Source organism: Chryseobacterium sp. SIMBA_028 (genome assembly GCF_046535285.1).
Lineage (GTDB): Bacteria > Bacteroidota > Bacteroidia > Flavobacteriales > Weeksellaceae > Chryseobacterium.
In genome coordinates, this window is the sequence record NZ_JAWRWZ010000013.1 from 138,107 (window position 1) to 158,297 (window position 20,191).

Annotated in this window: 17 protein-coding genes; all 17 read right to left on the reverse strand. The window is 33.7% G+C overall.

What is annotated here, in order from left to right; translation table 11 throughout:
• Positions 1 to 3: 3 nt before the first annotated feature.
• Positions 4 to 2,391, reverse strand: a complete 2,388-nt coding sequence (locus SCA31_RS17845) for a GumC family protein (RefSeq protein WP_410698353.1) — start codon at positions 2,389 to 2,391, stop codon at positions 4 to 6.
• An 8-nt stretch (positions 2,392 to 2,399) separates the two neighbouring features.
• Positions 2,400 to 3,218 (reverse strand): polysaccharide biosynthesis/export family protein, encoded by an 819-nt coding sequence (locus SCA31_RS17850; RefSeq protein ID WP_410698354.1) that lies wholly within the window; start codon positions 3,216 to 3,218, stop codon positions 2,400 to 2,402.
• A 36-nt stretch (positions 3,219 to 3,254) separates the two neighbouring features.
• Entirely contained in the window at positions 3,255 to 5,183 is a 1,929-nt protein-coding gene (locus SCA31_RS17855; protein ID WP_410698356.1) for a polysaccharide biosynthesis protein, read from the reverse strand.
• A gap of 131 nt (positions 5,184 to 5,314) precedes the next feature.
• Positions 5,315 to 6,451: a DegT/DnrJ/EryC1/StrS family aminotransferase gene (locus SCA31_RS17860; RefSeq protein ID WP_410698358.1), complete on the reverse strand. Its 1,137-nt coding sequence runs from the start codon at positions 6,449 to 6,451 to the stop codon at positions 5,315 to 5,317.
• Positions 6,452 to 6,474: 23 nt separating this feature from the next.
• Positions 6,475 to 6,945, reverse strand: a complete 471-nt coding sequence (locus tag SCA31_RS17865) for a regulatory protein RecX (protein WP_410698360.1) — start codon at positions 6,943 to 6,945, stop codon at positions 6,475 to 6,477.
• Between the two features lie 62 nt (positions 6,946 to 7,007).
• On the reverse strand, positions 7,008 to 8,273 hold the full coding sequence (gene glyA, locus SCA31_RS17870; RefSeq protein WP_410698362.1) for a serine hydroxymethyltransferase: 1,266 nt from the start codon (positions 8,271 to 8,273) through the stop codon (positions 7,008 to 7,010).
• 134 nt (positions 8,274 to 8,407) lie between these two features.
• Positions 8,408 to 9,442 carry an ACR3 family arsenite efflux transporter gene (gene arsB, locus SCA31_RS17875; RefSeq protein WP_410698364.1) on the reverse strand — a complete coding sequence of 345 codons (1,035 nt, stop codon included), beginning with the start codon at positions 9,440 to 9,442 and terminating at the stop codon, positions 8,408 to 8,410.
• A 2-nt stretch (positions 9,443 to 9,444) separates the two neighbouring features.
• The gene (locus SCA31_RS17880; protein WP_410698366.1) at positions 9,445 to 10,056 is read right to left on the reverse strand and encodes a low molecular weight phosphatase family protein; all 612 of its coding nucleotides are present in this window, start codon (positions 10,054 to 10,056) and stop codon (positions 9,445 to 9,447) included.
• A gap of 26 nt (positions 10,057 to 10,082) precedes the next feature.
• Positions 10,083 to 10,556, reverse strand: coding sequence for a DUF6428 family protein (locus SCA31_RS17885; RefSeq protein WP_410698368.1), 474 nt, complete (start codon positions 10,554 to 10,556; stop codon positions 10,083 to 10,085).
• Positions 10,557 to 10,614: 58 nt separating this feature from the next.
• Positions 10,615 to 10,941 carry an ArsR/SmtB family transcription factor gene (locus tag SCA31_RS17890; RefSeq protein ID WP_106914889.1) on the reverse strand — a complete coding sequence of 109 codons (327 nt, stop codon included), beginning with the start codon at positions 10,939 to 10,941 and terminating at the stop codon, positions 10,615 to 10,617.
• Between the two features lie 71 nt (positions 10,942 to 11,012).
• Positions 11,013 to 11,915, reverse strand: a complete 903-nt coding sequence (locus tag SCA31_RS17895; RefSeq protein ID WP_410698370.1) for an NAD(P)/FAD-dependent oxidoreductase — start codon at positions 11,913 to 11,915, stop codon at positions 11,013 to 11,015.
• A gap of 101 nt (positions 11,916 to 12,016) precedes the next feature.
• Positions 12,017 to 13,546, reverse strand: coding sequence for a glycosyltransferase family 39 protein (locus tag SCA31_RS17900; RefSeq protein ID WP_410698372.1), 1,530 nt, complete (start codon positions 13,544 to 13,546; stop codon positions 12,017 to 12,019).
• Positions 13,547 to 13,948: 402 nt separating this feature from the next.
• Positions 13,949 to 14,503 (reverse strand): DUF6705 family protein, encoded by a 555-nt coding sequence (locus SCA31_RS17905; protein ID WP_410698374.1) that lies wholly within the window; start codon positions 14,501 to 14,503, stop codon positions 13,949 to 13,951.
• A gap of 20 nt (positions 14,504 to 14,523) precedes the next feature.
• On the reverse strand, positions 14,524 to 15,831 hold the full coding sequence (locus SCA31_RS17910) for a hypothetical protein (protein WP_410698375.1): 1,308 nt from the start codon (positions 15,829 to 15,831) through the stop codon (positions 14,524 to 14,526).
• Between the two features lie 423 nt (positions 15,832 to 16,254).
• Positions 16,255 to 17,466 (reverse strand): efflux RND transporter periplasmic adaptor subunit, encoded by a 1,212-nt coding sequence (locus SCA31_RS17915; RefSeq protein ID WP_410698377.1) that lies wholly within the window; start codon positions 17,464 to 17,466, stop codon positions 16,255 to 16,257.
• 51 nt (positions 17,467 to 17,517) lie between these two features.
• Complete coding sequence (locus tag SCA31_RS17920) at positions 17,518 to 18,789, reverse strand: ABC transporter permease (protein ID WP_410698379.1); 1,272 nt, start codon at positions 18,787 to 18,789, stop codon at positions 17,518 to 17,520.
• 93 nt (positions 18,790 to 18,882) lie between these two features.
• Complete coding sequence (locus SCA31_RS17925) at positions 18,883 to 20,112, reverse strand: ABC transporter permease (RefSeq protein ID WP_410698381.1); 1,230 nt, start codon at positions 20,110 to 20,112, stop codon at positions 18,883 to 18,885.
• Between the last annotated feature and the right edge of the window lie 79 nt (positions 20,113 to 20,191).

Below are 20,191 nucleotides of genomic sequence, written 5' to 3' on the forward strand. Positions count from 1 at the left end.
TATTTAAAATTTTTCTTTTAATTTTTCAAACCATGATTTGTTTGTGGCACTATAGCCATAACCATATTTATTACTGTATCCCAGATTATCTTTACTTACGTCATTTAATACAAATCCAACATTCTTAATCTTCTTCTGATCTATATTACTATTGGCAAATTCCAATAGAGATTTCTCAGTATATTTCGACCTTGTAACGTAAATTGTAACATCTGAAAGTTCCGCAATCAGGAATGTATCTGTAACAAGAAGCAATGGTGCTGTATCTAAAATGATATAATCATATTTTGACTTAAGCTGATCTAATAGATATTCATATCTACCGTTCGAAAGTAATTCTGTAGGGTTTGGAGGGATCATTCCTGAATAGATAACATCTAAATGTGGATTGAAAGATGATACATGAATAATATCCTCCAATTGAGTCTGTTCAGAATATAAGTACTCGGTAAGTCCAGCCAATCCTTTTCTTGCTGTATTATATCTTTGTAGCTGTGGATTTCTAATATCTGAGCCAATAATGATCGCTTTCTTCTTTGGATTAGCTAATGTTAAAGCCAAGTTTACAGAAGTGAAAGTTTTACCCTCACCTTTAACAGTTGAAGTAACAAAAACAACTTTTCCATGGCTTTTATCTTTTGGAAGCATAAAGTTCATATTAGTTATTAAGATTCTAAATGCTTCAGCCATAGGTGTAATGTCATTTACCTGAACAATACCCGAGTCTCCTTTTTCTAAACTTGGTAATTCTGCAATAACAGCACCATGTACTAAACTTTCTAAATCATGCTTACTAACAACCTTATTGTTTAATAACCCTTTTAAATAAATAATTACAAGTGGAATAAGTAATCCAACAGCTAAAGCACCCAAAAGAATAATGGCTTTCTTAGGTGATACTGGAGAGCTTGAGGCATATGCAGTATCAATTACTCTTGCCTTTGGGGCTGTAATAGACAATCCGATTGCTGTTTCTTCTCTTTTTTGAAGGAGAAGAAGATATAGATTTTCTTTAATCTGTTGTTGTCTTTCAATTCCTCTAAAAAGTTTTTCAATAGAAGGTAATTTAGATATTTTGCTTGAAACTTTATTCTGTTCTCCTAAATATTCATTTTTAGCAAGCACTAAACCATCTCTATTTTTTTGTAAACTTTGCGTAATTGTTGTACGCATAGAGTTAATCTGCTTAGTAATATCAATCACAGCAGGGTTTTCAGGTGTAGCAGATTCTAATAACCTATTACGTTGCATAATAAGTTGGTTATAGGCAGAAATTCCAGCTGCACTCTCCGTATTATTCAGCCCTACGTTAGCAGGAAGAACCTGAAAATGACCTTGTTTTGAAACGAAGTTGATTAAAGAGTTTGTTAATTCTAATTGAGCATCTACATCTAATTGTTTAGCTCTCGCTGAGGCGGAACTTTCTAAATTTATTTTGGCTTCTGTTTCAAGATCAGTAAGATTATTTTTTGCTTTAAAGTTTTCTTTCTCACTCTCTACCTCACCTAATTCTCCAGAAATTTTTTTGATTCGACCTTCAATAAAATCTAAAGTTTTCTTTGATTCAAAGTTTTTGTCAGTAATAGCATCATTATTATAAGCAACTACTAAGGCATTCAAAATATCTATTGCTTTTTCTGTTTGAGGATAGTTTAATGCAAGGCCTAAAACAGTTGCATCTCTATTAACAACACCAATATTGGAGATATTTTGAAGAGAGGTAACTTTAGACTCTGTAGACGAGATTTCAAGTTGAAGTTCATTTACAGATAAATCTTTTACTGTTAAAGGATTAAATTTATTATTTTTAACAATAATAATTGTTGCAAAAGGTAGATTTATGGTTTTCCCGTAAGTAGAAGTAATATCTTTACCAATTTCAGCAGAAGAAAGATGTAGCCTCTCTCCTGTTATCTTTAAATTGACAGGTTTTTTAGGAAACTTATTTAATGGATTTTCAGATACAACTTTAACTATAATTGGAGAAGAGCTTTTGTATAATTCAACCGATCCAATTTTCTGATTTGCAAATATATTTGTTTGTAAATCCTGAGACTTTACAACATCACGCATTAGTTTCTTAGACTTCATGATTTCAACCTCATTGTCTACACTGTTGGTCTTCATACCTGCTAAACCAGACAAGTCTTGAAGTACCCCCATATCACCAGCAGTGGATGGTGTATTCTTAGCATCTTTAATAAGTACTGTTGTTTTTACACTGTAAACTGGGGTAACAAATTTTAATGCAAAATAGGTTATAAGTGCACATAAAAACATTGAAACAATAAACCAAACCCAATTTCGTAGATAAGGCTTTATTATTTCATTAATATCTATTTTATTTGAGTTTTCTGCTTCTGATGAATTCAGAGTATTTTGGCTATTCATTAATTTGTTTACTTCTTGATTAAACCTATAACAACTGCCGCCGCGGTAACGGCTATTGAAATTGCAGTTAAATAAAGTGCTGTATTTGGGTTTTGTTTAGATGCTATATCTTTTGTATTAGTAGACCCTACAATGATGGCATCTCCTTGTTTAAGGTTATAAAAAGGTGAATTTATCAGATTGGCATCCTGTAGATCTATTTTTCCGTGAGTTATCTGTCCGTTTTCACTTCTTATGACTAATACATTATCTCTTTTCCCATATACCGTTAAATCACCTGCCATACCTAGGGCATTTAATATTGTTGCCTGCCCATTAGAAACTATATAATCTCCTTGTCTGTTGACCTCTCCTAAAACAGTAATTTTAAAATTGGATATTCTAATATTGATTGTAGGATTGATAACATATCGTGTCATTTCTGACCGAAGCATGTCTTTAAATTCTGTTAATGTTTTACCAGTAGTATTAAGTTTTCCAATAATTGGAAAATCAATTTCGCCATGTGAATCTACAATATAAGTAGGACCACTGATAGTTATCATTCCCTGATTAGGTGTATTTCCTCCAGCTAAAGTATTAGTTTGAATAAGTTCTGAAGATGAATAATTTTGGTTGAATGGCTTTACAACATCCATATCTTTAGCCGTAACAAGTATCACCAATTGATCTCCTGCCTGTATTGTAGAACTTGAATTTTTCGTAGATGCCTCTATAGCAACTTTTTCTATATTTTGCATATAGTTCAAGTCATTTTTGGCTTTCTCATTAACCTTACATGACATCAACAGGCATAAAACAAAAATACCTAATAATTTACTCTTCATATTTTAAAATTGTACAAATATACATTTTATATTTTTTTATTTATCCAAAACCTCATAGATAGAATTATTGCTTCTAAACTCAGGAACTATTAGCTTCAAGATCTTAACAACTTCTACTTTTTCTTTGATTACAGAAGCTTCTGTAATCAAATTAATCAGCTCGTCTATTTCTGAAAATACCATTGCAGGATCCTTCGAAATCATAATTTTCTCATGATGAGTTGGAAGAGTTTTAGCATTATCACTTAGCAATTCCTCATATAGTTTTTCACCAGGTCTAAGTCCTGTATAAATAATTTTAATATCAATATTAGGTTCAAACCCAGATAGTTTTATCATTCTGTTGGCCAAATCTAAAATTTTAACGGGTTCTCCCATGTCAAAAACAAAAATTTCTCCTCCATGTCCAATAGTTCCCGCCTGTAAAACGAGCTCACAAGCTTCAGGAATAGTCATGAAATAACGTACGATATCAGGATGCGTAATAGTTACCGGTCCTCCTGCCTCAATTTGCTTTTTAAAATGAGGGATAACAGAGCCGTTAGATCCTAAAACATTTCCAAATCTTGTGGTAATAAATTTCGTTGTATTACCTTCTGCATGCTGTAATGACTGCACAAATAATTCGGCTGCCCTTTTAGATGCTCCCATTACATTGGTAGGGTTTACTGCTTTATCTGTGGATATCATTACAAATCTATTCACTTTATAACGACTTGATAAAACGGCGATATTTTTTGAGCCTAGGACATTTACACGAATAGCTTCGTTAGGATTATCCTCTACAAGAGGTACATGTTTGTAGGCTGCGGCATGGTAAACCATTGAGAAATTATAAGTTTGAAACAATGGTTCTACCCTATGGATATTGGAAACATCTGCTAAAACAAATTTAAACCTAATATGAGGGAATTTTTCTCTCATTTCAAGTTCTATATCATACAAAGGTGTTTCTGCCTGATCTAACACGACAATTAAAGAAGGAGTAAATTGAGCAACCTGTCTTATAATTTCACTACCAATAGAACCCGCACCTCCAGTTACAAGTACATTTTTACCGTAATGTCTACTTTTGACTTCCTCGTTTTCGATCTTTATAGGTTTTCTATTCAGTAAATCTTCAATTTGAAGATTTCTTATAGATCCTCCTAAATCACTATCTCTTAATTTCTGTACAGATGGAGCCTTAAATACATTTAGATCTTTCTCTAGAAATAAATTAACCCAGGAATTCATTTCATCCTTAGCCATCATTTCTTTTACGATGATAACCCCATCTACCACAAGATCATCCTTTGTACTATTTTCAATCTTTTCTTTTGCATAGATTGGCTTGCCTAGAAGTGAGGCTCTTTTCGAGTCTGTTCTTTGGGTTAAAAAACCAACTACCTGGTAAGGAAGATTTGGGTTATCTAAGATCGCTCTTGCTATTGCAATAGATTGTTCGTCTATCCCCAATACAAGAATTCTTTTTTTCAATGCACTTCTTCTATATTCTCTCACAATATGAAAAAATTCCTTAACATAAAGCCTGAAAAGAAATAGCCCCATAAAAGAGATAATAAAATATAGAACCAAATACGGAGTCAGAATAAATTTCCCTCCTGTAATCCAAAAATATACAATATTAATCGTAGCTACGACAAACATTGTACAGAAACATGATACAAGAAGTTTAAATAAATCTATAAAAGTTGAGTGTCTAATGATTCCTGCATAGGTCTTAAAAATATACATAAAGACCGTATTTATCACTATGATAAAAGCAAAAATAGTACTCTTATCATCATGGTAAATAAATTCTCTTTGAGTAATTTTTTCTATGATAAATGTGGAAAGTAATAAAGATATAGCCAGTATAATAATATCTATTATAAGTATTATCCATCTGGGAAGATATCTTACGTCTGAGAGATTGACAACATTATCTCCGCCAAATATTTTTTTTCTGAGAGAGTTATACATTGTCTTTATTGGTGTTCATATATTATTATTGTATGGTACAAAACCCTAGTTACTAAATCAATTTTAATCCCTGGTATTTATGCAAAATTAAAATAAAATCTCATCAATACCTTAAATCTAAAAAAATAAATTCAGGATATGAAGTTAATCAAGATATTCTTGATTTTATTTTTGTCTTCATCAGACAGATTAGTACCCGATGGTAAACATAGACCCATGTCAAAAAGTATACCACTTACATTCTTTCCAAAAAAATTATAATTCTTATATAATGATTGCAAATGCATTGGTTTCCACAAATATCTGGTTTCTATGTTATTTTCTGAAAATATTTTTTTCAATTTTTCTTTTGTGATTCTATTTTCTCTTTTTTCAATGGTGATAGTATTTAACCAATAATTGGAGTAAAAATCTGTATTAGGCTCTGCAAAAAGATTAATTCCATCACAATTATCAAAAATATCCTGATAGAATTTATGATGGTCTCTTCTTTTTGATATCCTGTCTTCTAAAACTTCTAATTGCCCCCTGCCTATTCCTGCTGAAATATTGCTCATTCTATAATTATATCCAATTTCAGAATGGCTATAATAATCTTTATTTTCTTTTGCCTGTGTAGCAAGATAAAGTGCTTTATCTTTATCGTTTTGATTCCTGGATATAAGGATTCCGCCTCCTGAAGTGGTTATAATCTTATTACCATTAAAACTAATTATTGAAAGATCACCAAATGTTCCACAAGGCTGGTTTTTATACTTACTTCCCAAAGCCTCTGCACTGTCTTCAATAATAGGAATTTCATATCTTTTGGATATTTCTCTAATTTCATCAACCATAAAAGGCATTCCATATAGAGATACAATGATAATTGCTTTGGGTTTTTTGCCTTGTTTCAAACAGAATTTAACGGCATCTTCCAATGCGTTGGGGCACATGTTCCAGGTAGAAGTCTCACTGTCTACAAAAACAGGAATGGCTTTTTGATAAAGAATAGGATTAGCAGACGCTACAAATGTAAATGATTGGCACAAAACAAAATCATCTTCTTCAACGTTCAATAAATTTAATGCTAAATGTATTGCTGCCGTTCCGGAAGACAAAGCTGTTATGAATGAATTATGTCCAAGATAATCTTCAAGTGTTTTCTCGAATTCATTTATATTTGAGCCATACTGGGAAATCCAGTTTGTATCAAATGCATCCTGTACATATTTCAATTCACTCCCCCCTAAATGTGGAGGTGATAGCCAAATCTTTTTTTCGTCCAATTATTTTGTGTTTAGTTTTTAGATTAAGTTATTAGTCCGTCAAAAATATCATTTATTTTCTCATATTCAAAACCTCTACCCATCAAATATTTTATGGTTTTCGATTTTTTCTGATATTCCTGCAGACCTTTTTGCTTGGAAGAGTAATCTTCGTAGATTCTGGTGATCGTTTTTATATAGTCATCATCATGTATTTCATCAAAGCACATACTGATCAGTTTTTCAGAGATTTGTTTCTGTTTAAGATTCATTTTAATCTTATTTTTCCCCCAGTGTTTGATGTAGAATTTCCCTCTGATATAGCTCCTCGTGAACCGTTCTTCATTGAGATAATTTTCTTTCATGAGATATAGAAAAATTTCTTCTTTTGCTTCATCAATAAGCAAAAATTCTCTCATTTTCTGTTCTATTTCTGCATGGCAGCGGTCCTGATAAACACAATAATTTACCAATTTCTGCTTAATCTCATCAAAAGTAAAAGACTTTTTTTCCATAGATATAAAAAAAAGAATGAGCTTCCGCCCACTCTTTATACTGTTATATTTTATAGGCTATATTAATAATTAAATAATGCCTTACCTTCCATTAGTTCATTAACGTTCTTTCTTACAGATGCAAGAACTTCTTCATTCTTGATGTTGTCTACTACTTCAGAAATTAATCCTGCAATGGTATCCATATCATTCTCTTTAAGTCCTCTTGTTGTAATGGCAGCTGTTCCTAATCTGATACCAGATGTTGTAAATGGAGATTTATCATCAAAAGGAACCATGTTTTTGTTACATGTAATATCGGCAAGAACTAATGCTTTTTCTGTTTCTTTACCGTTTACTCCTTTATTTCTAAGATCTACCAACATTAAGTGATTGTCTGTACCACCACTTACAATATCAAATCCTCTATCGATCATTGCTTTTGATAGCGCCTGAGCATTTGCTTTAACCTGCTTTGCATACGTTTCGAATTGTATATCCAAAGCTTCTCCGAAAGCTACTGCTTTACCTGCGATAACGTGTTCCAATGGACCTCCCTGAATTCCTGGGAATACGGCTCCGTCCAATACCTGGCTCATCATTTTAATATCTCCTTTTGGAGTTTTGTGGCCATATGTATTTTCAAAGTCTTTCCCCATCATGATCATTCCTCCTCTTGGACCTCTTAATGTTTTGTGAGTCGTAGTGGTTACTACATGGCAGTGCTCAAACGGAGAGTTTAATAATCCTTTCGCTACTAAACCTGCAGGGTGAGCAATATCTGCCCAAAGTGTTGCTCCAATTTCGTCTGCTACTTCTCTGAATTTAGCATAATCTAAATCTCTTGAGTATGCTGAGAAACCTGCAATAAGCATTTTCGGTTTTTCTCTTAATGCTACTTCTATCATTTGGTCATAATCAATAAGACCTGTTTCCTGCTGAACTCCGTAAGAAACTACGTTGTATTGAATTCCTGAAAAATTCACTGCAGAACCGTGAGTAAGGTGCCCTCCCATGGAAAGGTCCATCCCCATAATTTTATCTCCAGGTTTCAAAACTGCAAGATAAATGGCTGCATTCGCCTGAGAGCCGGAATGCGGCTGAACATTCACATAGTCTACACCGAAAAGCTCCTTTGCTCTGTTGATAGCCAATGTTTCAACCTCATCTACTACTTCACATCCTCCGTAATATCTTTTTCCGGGATATCCTTCAGCATATTTATTTGTCAGTACACTTCCCATTGCTTTCATCACATTTTCAGAAACGAAGTTTTCTGATGCGATAAGCTCTAACCCATGGGCTTGTCTTTGTCTTTCCTTCTCAATCAGGTCGAAAATAATATCCATTTTACTTTTAGTTTTTGAAATTTTTCACCCCAAATGTACGGAATTTTCGTTGAGATTTTGATATCAAAAAGTATGATTTTTGGTGCGAAATTTTAAATATCATTCATTATTTTAGTTATAATTATTGAGTTCTTTTATTTCAATTGATATCTTTTTTTTAAATATAAACTCGCTTTTACCAATAAAATTAATACTGGAACTTCCACCAAAGGGCCGATTACTCCTACAAAAGCCTGAGATGAATGAATCCCGAAAACGGCAATACTTACCGCAATAGCCAACTCAAAATTATTTCCAGTGGCAGTAAAAGCAATTGAAACATTTTTATCATATGGAACTTTCATGAGTTTATTGATCAAAAAACTAATAAAAAACATCAATACAAAATAGATAATCAGGGGAATTGCAACTTTCACAACATCCATGGGCAGTTCCAATATTTTATCCCCTTTTAAGCTAAACATTAAAATAATGGTAAATAACAATGCATATAATGTAACCGGTGAAATCATAGGAATGAATTTTCGGTTATACCATTCTTTTCCTTTTGATTTTATCAGAAGATAACGGGATAGAAAGCCTGCCAAAAAAGGAATTCCCAGATAAATAAAAACACTTTCAGTAACATCCTGAATGGGTACAGAAATATTAAAATCTCCAAGACCTAATTTCTGGGGAAGAATATTAATAAACAGCCAAACCAGAAAGCTATAAGATACGATTTGAAAAACGCTGTTTAAAGCTATCAGCAATGCCGCATATTCCCTATTTCCTTTCGCCAGATCATTCCAGACAATAACCATGGCAATGCACCTTGCCAAACCTATCAAGATCAACCCTATCATAAAGTCCGGTTCATTTTTTAGAAAAATAATTGCCAGCACAAACATTAATATCGGCCCAACTACCCAGTTTAATAATAAAGAGATAGATATGACTTTTGTATCCTTAAAAACTTGTGGTAATAAAGAATAATCTACTTTTGCCAACGGCGGATACATCATTAGAATAAGGCCGATAGCTAGGGGTATATTGGTTGTACCGGATGATAATGAGTTTATCGTTACAGAAATATTAGGAAAAAAACATCCTAATCCTATTCCGATTATCATTGACATAAAAATCCAAAGGGTCAAATATCTATCAAGAAATTTTAATTGAATATTCATTGTTAACGATTGATTTTGGAAAAAACATAAAACATTTCAACACCAATTTCCAGGCTTCTTTCCTCGTAAATTTCTTTTTGTTTTGGGGTATCATCTGAAACTTTGGGATCTTCATACGTAATTGCAATACGCCTCTCTGCTCCTGCGATGAATGGACAGCCTCCATCTGCTTGCGAACAGGTCATGACTGCAGCAAAACCAGTATCCGGATTAAAAACATCATCATATTTCTTAGAAAATCCAATAACAGGCAAAGCATTCTGAGAATATTTTATGCAATATATTGGATTATCACCTTCATTTAATTTCCAAATATTGAAACCTGCATTTATCAAGGTATCTGCAATTTTTGGAAATAAGGCCGTTGTTTCTGTTCCTCCCGAATAACAATAAATATTAGATATTTTAAAATAATCCGATGCCGTTTGTGCCCAAATTTGGGCTAGGTGACTTCTTCTCGAGTTGTGAGTACAGATAAAGTTAATATTTACAGACTTTTGATTTTTTACTTTTTCCTGTATAAAATCGATCAATGGTTGTAACACCTTTTTTCTTTCCTCACTGATCTTTTGAGAAAGAACTTCTTCTATATATACTGATAACTTAGGATTCATCTTTTTAATATTATAAAAAATTAATATTAACAGCAGCCACTTCCGGGCGTACAAGATGTATTTTGATTTCCTGTCAGTTCATTCAGATTTATCTTTTGTTTCTGTGGTGGAATTCCGCAAGCATCCTGAGCAAGACAAGCGGTTAATTTATTTTTTAAAATAAAATGCTTTCCATTAAACTCCAAATCGTATTTTCCAATTGTTGAGTCCTGATATTCTACTTCAATTTCAAAATCACCAATTCCTAACTTCTCTTCTGAAAGATGGATGATATGCAGAAGTTTTCCTGGTTTTAAACGATGTTCATAGTCATCAGCATTCCAAAGTTGAAAGTTTACTTTTTCTTCTTTTCTGATCACTCCCCCACAATCAATAAAATTTTTGGTAACCATTCCTATTTCTGTTACATGAAAATGTTCAGGAACAAATGTTCCGTTTTCTAACTGAAATTCTACATTCTCCAATTCCGGTAAGATGTTTTTTATTTCTGATAATTTCATAATTTAAAATTTTAAATTGTTATAATGCAATATTACGATATAGATTTTCAAAAAAAATTTAACAGCAGTTTTGTTTCTTGACTGTCGAAATAATATTTGAAAAATATAGATTTAAGCTTTCGAAAACTTTTTCGTTAATACAGTAGCAGATTGAATTTCCTTCAATATTGCCTTTGATAAGACCTGCGTTTTTCAGTTCTTTCAGATGTTGAGAGACTGTAGGCTGTGCCAGCGGTAGCTCATTAACGATATCACCACAAATACATTCGTTTACCTTAAGCAAGTATTCGATAATTGCAATTCTGGCAGGATGGCCCAATGCTTTTGCAATAAGTGCCATCCTATTTTGTTCTTCTGTAAAAAAATCTGTTTTTGTAGCTCCCATTATTCAAAAGTATATCGCAATATTACGATAATAAATTATCATCACAAAATTTATCTTAAAAAATCTATCTTTTAAAATTCTTCTTCAGATAATTCTTTATTTACAACAGCACCAGCGAAATTCCCTTGTGCTACAGCATTGGCTACAGACCTCATCATGGTAACATTATCTCCACAGGCAAAAACTCCCGGAACCGATGTTTTCTGCATAGCATCCACTTTAATAAATCCTTGTTCCGTTAATTCACATCCTAAGCTTTCCGTGATATTGATATTCTGTTCAAAAGGAATTTTTGCATACAGCGCTTTTAACAAGGCAGAGCTTCCATTTTTAAAAATTATTTTTTGAATGCACCCGTTATCATGCTCAATTCCTTCAATTTCTTCTTCATTTAAATTAATCTCGTTTTGTTTTAATTTTTCAATCTGTTGTTTGGTAAGAATAGATTTTCCATTCGTAAACAAAGTCAGGCTTTTTGTCAGATTAAAAATGAGTTTTGAAAAGTCATACGCTAGATCGCCATCGGAAAGAATTCCTGTTACTTCGTTTCTTACTTCGTAGCCATGACAGTATGGACAGTGCAATACAGAAACTCCCCAGCAATCTTTAAATCCGGGAATATCCGGCATAACATCTTTTACTCCGGAAGCCAGAATAATTTTTTTAGCATAAAATATTTCACTGGATAATGTTTCAACCTCAAAGCTATTCTTCTTCAATACCTGTGCGGCAATTCCCTCGTGAAATTGCACTGTGGTGTATTTTTCCACATCCTTTCTTGCCAAACTGCTAATTTCTTTGGGAGGAATTCCATCATGGGTAATAAAGTTATGAGAATGTGGAGTCTGCCTGTTACAAGGCTTTCCGCTATCTATGATTAAAACATTTCTTAAAGATCTTCCTAAAGCCATTCCTGCAGATAATCCGGCATAGCTTCCTCCTATTATAATGACATCAAAGGTTTTATTTTGCATTGTTTAATTATTTAATCAATGCAAAGTTAAAATAAATTCTAATATTGCAATAGTGTTGCATTTTGTTTTTTTTAATAATCATTAAGCGAGAAATACTGATTTTATCTTTCGTATTCTTTTTTAATGGCATCAATTTCATTCTTAATTCTCATCCTTATGTCTATTTTTGTTCCTTTAAAACTAAAAATCATCGTTCTTTTCTCACGGGAAAAAGGGTTTGTTATGGAACCAATAAGCCGGGAATTTTGAAAGTAAGGTCCTGTTTCTTTAAGTTCATCTTCATTTTCTGAATATTCCTTAACCCGAATAAGGTTTTCATATTTTTTACTCAAATCAAACCAATTGATATAATCGGCATTGAATGACACTGCCCGCACTCCTTTTTTCGAATAATAATTAATAGCCCCCGCCTGCCCATAGTTATCACATAGAACCAAAGTATGCCCTGACAGAGATAGTTTGGAATATTCTCTATCTACTTTTTGAGCCAATTCTCCCCAGCCCTGCATATCAGCAAAATCCTGTGGCAAAGAATGTTCTTTTCCGTCTTCCCAACGCAGCAATCCTAATTTTCTATACTCTTCCTGATGATTTATGATATACTCCGGACTTTTATTGGGAAAGGCAACATTATACAGAGGAAGAAATAATAACACGGGAATGAGTATACAAACCGGCTTTAGAAATCTTCGCCATCCATCCTCCAGAAAGTAAGCCAGAAAAACGGAACCAAATACTATATAAACTGGATACAATCCTATAGCATAGTAATCTTTTGCCTTAAAGAATAAGAACAATGCTATGGTAATAATATAACTCCAGAAAAACAATCTGAATTTCTCGAAAGGTTTGTACAATAGCAATGAACCCCAGCCTGCAATAACAACAACAATAGATCCAATAAAGAATAAAATCTGGGATTTGAGAAAATCAATCCTGTTTACATTCACTAGCTGTCTTTCGGCCAACTCTTTCATATGATGGATGACAGGAAATTTGTTTTGATACTGCCAGAGAAGATTAGGGAAAATAATGATTAAGGCTAAAAGTCCTGCCCAATAAAGATGGGGTTGTGTAAAGATTTTTCTTTGTCTGGTAAGTAATAACGCAGGGATAAGCCCTAAAACCAAAAAAGCAATGTTATATTTATTTAAAAACCCAATTCCGAAAGCTACTGCTCCAATGTAAAGCCAGCTTACTTTTTCTGAATTAATATATTTTATCAGCGAGTAATAAAGAAACGTCCACAAAAGAATCTCCAGAGATGTTGGCTGAAACAGCATATTTACACGAAGAAGAACTGAAAGCAATATTCCCAGAGAACCAAGGATCTTTGCAAAAAAATTACCGTCTAGCTCTTCAATGGTTTTCCAAACAACGGCTATTGTTAACGCACCAAAGAGTGACGGAAAAAATTTCACCCAAAATACAGAATTACCTAATATTTTAATCAGCCAGGCAAATAGTGAGTTGACAGATGGGACAGAAAGATATCCCCAATCAAGATGATTTCCCTGATCCAGATGCAGATATTCATCCCTGTGTAATTCATACTCCGGATTTATTAATGAATACTGGAGAACAAATTTTGCGATAATAAAGAGAAACAGAATCAGATAGCTTTTCTTCATGGTTATATTTTGATATTAAAATTAAGACATTTTTATAAGGTGCTTTTTGAAATATATAAAAACTTAGATAATGTAGTTTTTATTGTTGATTCACCTTATCTTTCTACAGATGTAAAAAATTATAAGCATGTAGATAGTGGAAGTTATCTGATTATCTTAATATTATTAGAACAATTGAAAATCGCCCTTATTTTTACTTCACCAGTAATAAAAGCCAAATTGTTGAATTATTCAATTAGCTACATAATAACAATTACGGCTGTAGCCCTTTTGCTAGTGAAACAGTAAAAATAACAACAAATCGTGTTAATTCTAGTTCAGCATATGAAGATAATATGATCTATAAGCTAACTGCATAAAAAAGCGCTCTAATTGAACGCTTTTTTATATATTTAAAATTAATTATTGTTTTGTTAGAATAATATCCTTGGGCAAAGCTTCAGGAACTTGAGTATTATAATATGGACATTCGATTGTTATCATGTTACTTCCATAAGTAAGTTTCCAAATTAGTTGTGTTTTGGAGGAATCTGTAAACTTTATCGCTATGTTTGCATTTGTATTACATAAATCATAATCAATATAAGATAATAAATATCTATCATTGTATCTTCTGAAACTGTGTCCCGTTATTTTTGCACCGGCATCAGTGGCAGTTGAGTTATCAAAAAGCACACTGCCGTTACCATCAATAACTTTGAATTTTCCAATTAAGTAATCTTTATAATACTTTAAATCTATATCGTATTGATTTGTCAATTTCTTGAATGTAACGAAAACAGTTTTGTTATCCCAAGTCCCTTTCCAAGTCCCCTCATATTCTGGCAACTCATTATTGGTATCCTTTTGATATGATCCTTCCGGTAAAGAGCTTTCTGCTGGTCGGAGTGAGTAAATTTGTTGTGCATTACAAAAAGTAGCAACAAAAAAAAGTATAATTAAAAATTTATTCTTCATGATTTTTAAATGTTTAGTCATTAACAAGGGGTTGGAACTACTTTATTTGTAGCCTTATCGTATTTTAATTTAGTGGTATTACCTGTTGTTTTATCACTTTTATATACCTCTAATCCATCAATTTTCACTTTTTCATCCATAAACTTTGTAAATTCTTTTTCAATTATATTAGGGTCTAAAAGTTGACTCTCTGTAAGGCCTGAAAATATTTTTTCATAAGAAGATTGCCAGCTAGCACGTGTTCCCGGTCCAACACCAAAACTTCCATCACCGGAATACTTCAAAATGTAATTCCCTTGGGAGGTAATAACCATTGCATATGCATCTGACATTGATCCCTTAGATTCAGCATTTCTTACACAAGTTGTGAGGAAAGTGAAAATGTCAGCAGGTGAAAAAATTTTAACAATACCATCTTTACTATCCAAATGAGCATGCATAAATCCAAAGTACTTATTTCCCTCTGGCATTTTTAGGTTATCATTATTATTTGCTAAAGGTTCATAATTTGTATTTGGCCCGTATGCAGCAACAAAACCAGATTCCTTATCCTTATCAAACTTTTCTTTCTTGTCAATATCTGCAACCTTATCTTTGAAAGCTTTGCTCTGATTTTCTGCTTTCATTTTTTCACAAGGATTTGTAGTATTGGGTGTATTCGGGTTGTTTCCACTTCCTCCACCACCACCGTCGGAAAAATCTCCGTTTCCGCCTCCCATATCGTGTCCTCCGCTACCAATACCTCCACCTCCACTCCATACGTCATACATCGTTAGTTTTATTGGTCTGGTTACAATAATGATAACTTCCCCCACATCAATGGGATCATTGCTATTTCGGGATACTGTCTTGGTATCGTAGTAGTTTTGAAATTTATTAATTAGGTAAACAACATCAGAATGAGTGTTTTGGTGAACATCAAAATAGAGATAGTCTCTTTCTGCATTTATCACTCCAGCTATTACAGCCGTTACCTTTCCGTCCTTTAGCATAGGGAAAAATAAAAGTTTTCTATCATCTCCCTCATCTCCTCCAATATCCTGTGAGGAAACCTTTAGATCCACTGTTCCATACTTGTTTTCAAGTTCGGTTTTCTTTTCGGGATATTTATCAAAGTAAGCCAACATTGAGTTTCCAAAGGGTATTGCGTAATTACTGGAACCTGCATTTTTGGAAAGACTCTTTTCCTTTTCAAAGCGTTCAAAAAAGGCAATTTTCTCCTTTTGTGTTTGTTCTGTGCCTGTTAACATCTCATCTGTCCTACATGAATTAAGGGATACAGTAAGCGTGCTTAACAGTAGAAGTCCATAGACTAAATTTTTCTTCATAAGCATTTGTTTTTTTGTTTGATTGTAAATATAATAATTAATTCTATTTGACGTGATTTTTTATCACGGTTGTAAAAACAAATTAATTCTTCATTATCACATTACGGAAATTGATAAATTAAAAATGCACTCAAATGAGTGCATTTTTAATTTGGTTTAAATAGCCTTTAAACATTCTTTAAAATGTTTGAATTTTTCAGTTGAATATCCGGCAGGCATAGTCATATTTTTTCACTTTTGGTTTCGCCGATTATGTTTTAATATTCATATTTATTACATCTCACCATATTTTTGTTAAACCACTTTTACCAGATCTTCATTTTCGAGGTTACAAATGAGAGGGATTTCTACATTTTCAAATAAAAATCCCGAAGAAAAATTCCTTCGGGATCTAACAGTTAAATAGTTTATACTATCAGTTTATTATTTGGCTTTTGATTTTTCTTTTAATTCCTCTTTGTCTTTATCTGACGGATTCCAAACTTTCACTTCAGAATCTTTTGTAATATTAGATCCCGGAAGAATCTGAACATTAATACCATCGCTGGCACCTAATTTTACATATACTTTTTTGAATTTTCCATCTGTTTGTTTTACTTCTATAAATGGAACATCTTTCCCTTGCTTCTTTTCATACTGAACCAAGGACTCGTCCAGTAATAAGGCATTCTTTTGAGAGCTTAATACAATCTCCCCGTTTGCTGAGAAACCGGCTCTGATATATTCGTTATTAGGATTATCTACGTTTCCTTCTACAGGGAATTTAATGGTTCCTGCATTGTCTTTTCCTTTAGGAGCGATCATCGTCAGTTTTCCCGGGAAAGTTTTGTTTTGTAATGCTCCGATCACAATATTCATATCCATACCCTGGCTTAATTTTCCGGCCTGAGCTTCATCAATTTCTCCTTTAAAGATCAAAGAGTTCAGATCAGCTACGGAACATATTGTGGTTCCTGCATTGAAGTTATTGGCTTCAATTACCTGGCTACCTACTTTTACAGGTACCTCAAGTACGGTTCCTGAAGCCTTGGAACGAATTTGTGTCGTTGCCAAACCTTGTCCTTGAAGTTCAGGTGTTGCTCCTGTCTTGGCAATCTGTAGTCTTTTCTGAGCTGTATTTAATTGTTGCTGAGCATTTTTAAGAGATTGCTGCTGAGAATATAACTGCTGCTGAGAGTTAAGATATTCCTGTCTGGAAGCTACCCCTTGCTTGAAAAGCTTATCCTGCATTTCAAACTGTTTTTGCATATTCGCAACATTCAGTTGTGAATTATTGATCTGAAGCTGAGCATTCTGAACTTCTTGCTGAGCAGCATTCACTTCGGAGATACTTGGTACAATTCTGATGGTAGCAATCAGCTGACCTACTTCTACCTTATCTCCTTCTTTTACTAAGATCTTATCAATAATCCCTGTAATATTGGGTTTAATTTCAATTTCTTCCTTTGGAACAATTTTTCCAGTAGCCATCACCTTATCATCCATGTTCTGAACGCTGGGTTTACGGGTAAGGAAGGATTCGCTTTCTTTAGAATTTGATTTTACAAGATAGCCAATCCCTGAGAACAATGCCACTGCAAATAAAAGCCCCAACACTATATAAATGGCTTTTTTCCAAGTGAATTTCTTTTTCATATGTATAGTTTATTTTTTATTAAAAGATTGAATGATTTAAAAATGACAAGATTATTCTGTTCTTAATGCTTCAATCGGCCTAATCTTCACGGCTCTTTGTGCCGGAATCATCCCGATAATTAATCCTAAAATCACCATAACGGCCATTGCTGCGAACACGTTGCCATAGTTTACCGTAGGGTTATAAAAAGGAAATGCATCCTGTCCTTGTGTAATGGCATTCAGCACCATTAGTACAAAGATCCCAAAGAGGAAACCTAGCAATCCTGAAGAGAGGGTAATAACAACACTTTCCAGCAATATTTGATTTCTTACTTCTGCTGGTTTTGCTCCAAGGGCTCTTCTGATCCCAATTTCCTTGGTTCTTTCTTTCACGGTAATCAGCAGGATATTTGAAATAGCAATGACGCCTGCAAGAATCGTGAGTGTTCCTACAATAATGGTTAAAAGCTGCATCCCTGTAAGGAAACCTGTCAGTTTTTTAAACTCTTTTCCCAGGTTAAAGCTTCCAAACGCATTGGTATCTTCCGGAGAAACTTTATTTTTAGTTTTCAACACCCGCTTTACATCCTCTTCTACTGAATTAACGTTGGCATTGGGCTTACTTACAATAGCAAACATGTCTATCTGATCTCCTGCGTTATACATTTTAGTGTAAGTGGATAATGGAATAAAGGCTGTCTGGTCATTCTCAAAACCACCTCCTTTTTTCACTCTGAAAACTCCAATTACATTAAAGAAAAGCCCTTTTATATTAATAGATTTTCCGATTGGGTTTTCTTTTTTCTTGGAATCGAAAAAGTTCTTATAGATTTCTTCTCCAATTACTACTACATTTTTATTTCCAGAGACGTCTGCATCATTGATATAGCGTCCGAAAATAAGTTTCTTTTCTGAAATTTTATTTCCTACGGAGTAGTCTCCTGTAAGAGAATAGGTAGCACTTTTACCGTTTCTGGACATTGATTCTCCAGGGGTCCCCGTAAAGCTGCCTCTTGCATTCTGAGGAGAAATATAATCTACGGCTGTCACTTTTCTTTTCAGCATTTCCATATCGGATAGATTCAAATGGACCTCTCTTCCCTTAGGAAATCCCTCATAGGGAATAGAGGTTTTTTGCGCCCACAAGAAAATGGAATTGGTAGCAAAACCTGAAAATAATTTATCAAAACCATTCTCCATTCCCTTTGCTGCCCCAAGAAGGCTCACATACAAAAACATCCCCCATCCTACTCCAATCATGGTAAGAAATGTACGAAGCTTATTATTCCTCAATGAATAATAAATCTCCTGCCAAGTATCTATTTTAAATATGATATTCACCTTTTTGAATTATAAATTATAAACTGTGAGTTATGAATGACTCATTTAATATTTCTTATTTCAGAGCTTTTTATCTTTTACGCTTTCAATATATTACTCTGTTCTCAATGCTTCAATTGGTTTAATTCTTGATGCTCTGTATGCCGGAACAAATCCTGCAATCAATCCTGAAAAGACCAATGCAATGAATGCTGTAAAGATGGTTGCCCACCCAACGCTTGGACTTTTTATGAAAAATTCCTCCAGGCTGTCTCCAATAAGACTTAGGGTCAGCACCCCTACTCCAACTCCGACAAATCCCGAAACTACTGTAATGACTACGCTTTCCTGAACAATTAAAGCAACAATTCCTTTTGGTTTTGCCCCAATGGCTTTTCGTACTCCTATTTCTTTAGTTCTTTCTTTTACAATATACACCATGATGTTACTGATCCCGATAATTCCTGCCAATAGGGTTCCCATACCAATAAACCCAACAATAGCTGTAAGAACGGCCATAAAGGTAAAGGTATCATTCATGTTTTTGGCATTGTTCCAGATACGGACCCCATTTTCATCGTCAGGAGAGACATTTTTCCTCGATTTCAATTTATCTTTTAATTCATCCCCATATTTGATTGCTTCCTCTGGGGTAAGTTTGTCACTATAGGAGATGTAGGCTATATTTACGGTATCAGATCCTTTTTTCATTTGCTGCAAGGTGGTTATTGGAACTGTAATATGTCTTTCATCCCAGTCTCCTCCATCATCTGAAAATACTCCGATAACCTTAAACATGGTTCCATTGATATCCAGATCTTTTCCTATAGGGCTTCCATTTTTAATTAAATCCCTCTGGACCATTCTACCAATCACGGCAACATTCTGCTTTCCGTTCAAATCTCTTGGGGTGATATAGCGGCCATCTATCATTTTTCTGTTTTCTATCACCTGTTCTCCGGGTTCAGCACCATGTATCTGATAGATTCCGCTTTCTTTCCCGTATTTCACCATTAAACTTGCATTATATCTGGGACTGGAAGCTCCAACATTTTTTTTCTCTGTATTGATTAGAAAGTCGTAATCCTCATTATTCATGGTAACATTTCGCTCAGATTGCAGTCCTCTATAAGCCAATGTTGTCTTTCCGGTAGAAATAGTAATCAGGTTTTTCGCATCTCCGGAGAATCCTTCCGAAAAGGCATTTTGGAGTCCTTTTCCAATTCCAAAAAGTACAATGAAGATAAACAGCCCTAAAGCCACTGTAAATCCTGAAAGCACCGTCCGAAGTACATTACTACGGATAGAACTGAATATTTCCTGCCAACGATCTAGGTCAAACATTTTTTTTGATATTAAAAGATTGAAAAAATTGTTCAGCGAATCTGCTTTTCAATTTTCAAATTATCTCATTTTCAGATTC

Coding starts and splice junctions, on each gene's coding strand:
- SCA31_RS17845 (WP_410698353.1), bottom strand. CDS start 2,391: ATGAATAGCCAAAATACTCTGAATTCATCAGAAGCAGAAAACTCAAAT.
- SCA31_RS17850 (WP_410698354.1), bottom strand. CDS start 3,218: ATGAAGAGTAAATTATTAGGTATTTTTGTTTTATGCCTGTTGATGTCA.
- SCA31_RS17855 (WP_410698356.1), bottom strand. CDS start 5,183: ATGTATAACTCTCTCAGAAAAAAAATATTTGGCGGAGATAATGTTGTC.
- SCA31_RS17865 (WP_410698360.1), bottom strand. CDS start 6,945: ATGGAAAAAAAGTCTTTTACTTTTGATGAGATTAAGCAGAAATTGGTA.
- glyA (WP_410698362.1), bottom strand. CDS start 8,273: ATGGATATTATTTTCGACCTGATTGAGAAGGAAAGACAAAGACAAGCC.
- arsB (WP_410698364.1), bottom strand. CDS start 9,442: ATGAATATTCAATTAAAATTTCTTGATAGATATTTGACCCTTTGGATT.
- SCA31_RS17880 (WP_410698366.1), bottom strand. CDS start 10,056: ATGAATCCTAAGTTATCAGTATATATAGAAGAAGTTCTTTCTCAAAAG.
- SCA31_RS17885 (WP_410698368.1), bottom strand. CDS start 10,556: ATGAAATTATCAGAAATAAAAAACATCTTACCGGAATTGGAGAATGTA.
- SCA31_RS17890 (WP_106914889.1), bottom strand. CDS start 10,941: ATGGGAGCTACAAAAACAGATTTTTTTACAGAAGAACAAAATAGGATG.
- SCA31_RS17895 (WP_410698370.1), bottom strand. CDS start 11,915: ATGCAAAATAAAACCTTTGATGTCATTATAATAGGAGGAAGCTATGCC.
- SCA31_RS17900 (WP_410698372.1), bottom strand. CDS start 13,546: ATGAAGAAAAGCTATCTGATTCTGTTTCTCTTTATTATCGCAAAATTT.
- SCA31_RS17905 (WP_410698374.1), bottom strand. CDS start 14,503: ATGAAGAATAAATTTTTAATTATACTTTTTTTTGTTGCTACTTTTTGT.
- SCA31_RS17910 (WP_410698375.1), bottom strand. CDS start 15,831: ATGAAGAAAAATTTAGTCTATGGACTTCTACTGTTAAGCACGCTTACT.
- SCA31_RS17915 (WP_410698377.1), bottom strand. CDS start 17,466: ATGAAAAAGAAATTCACTTGGAAAAAAGCCATTTATATAGTGTTGGGG.
- SCA31_RS17925 (WP_410698381.1), bottom strand. CDS start 20,112: ATGTTTGACCTAGATCGTTGGCAGGAAATATTCAGTTCTATCCGTAGT.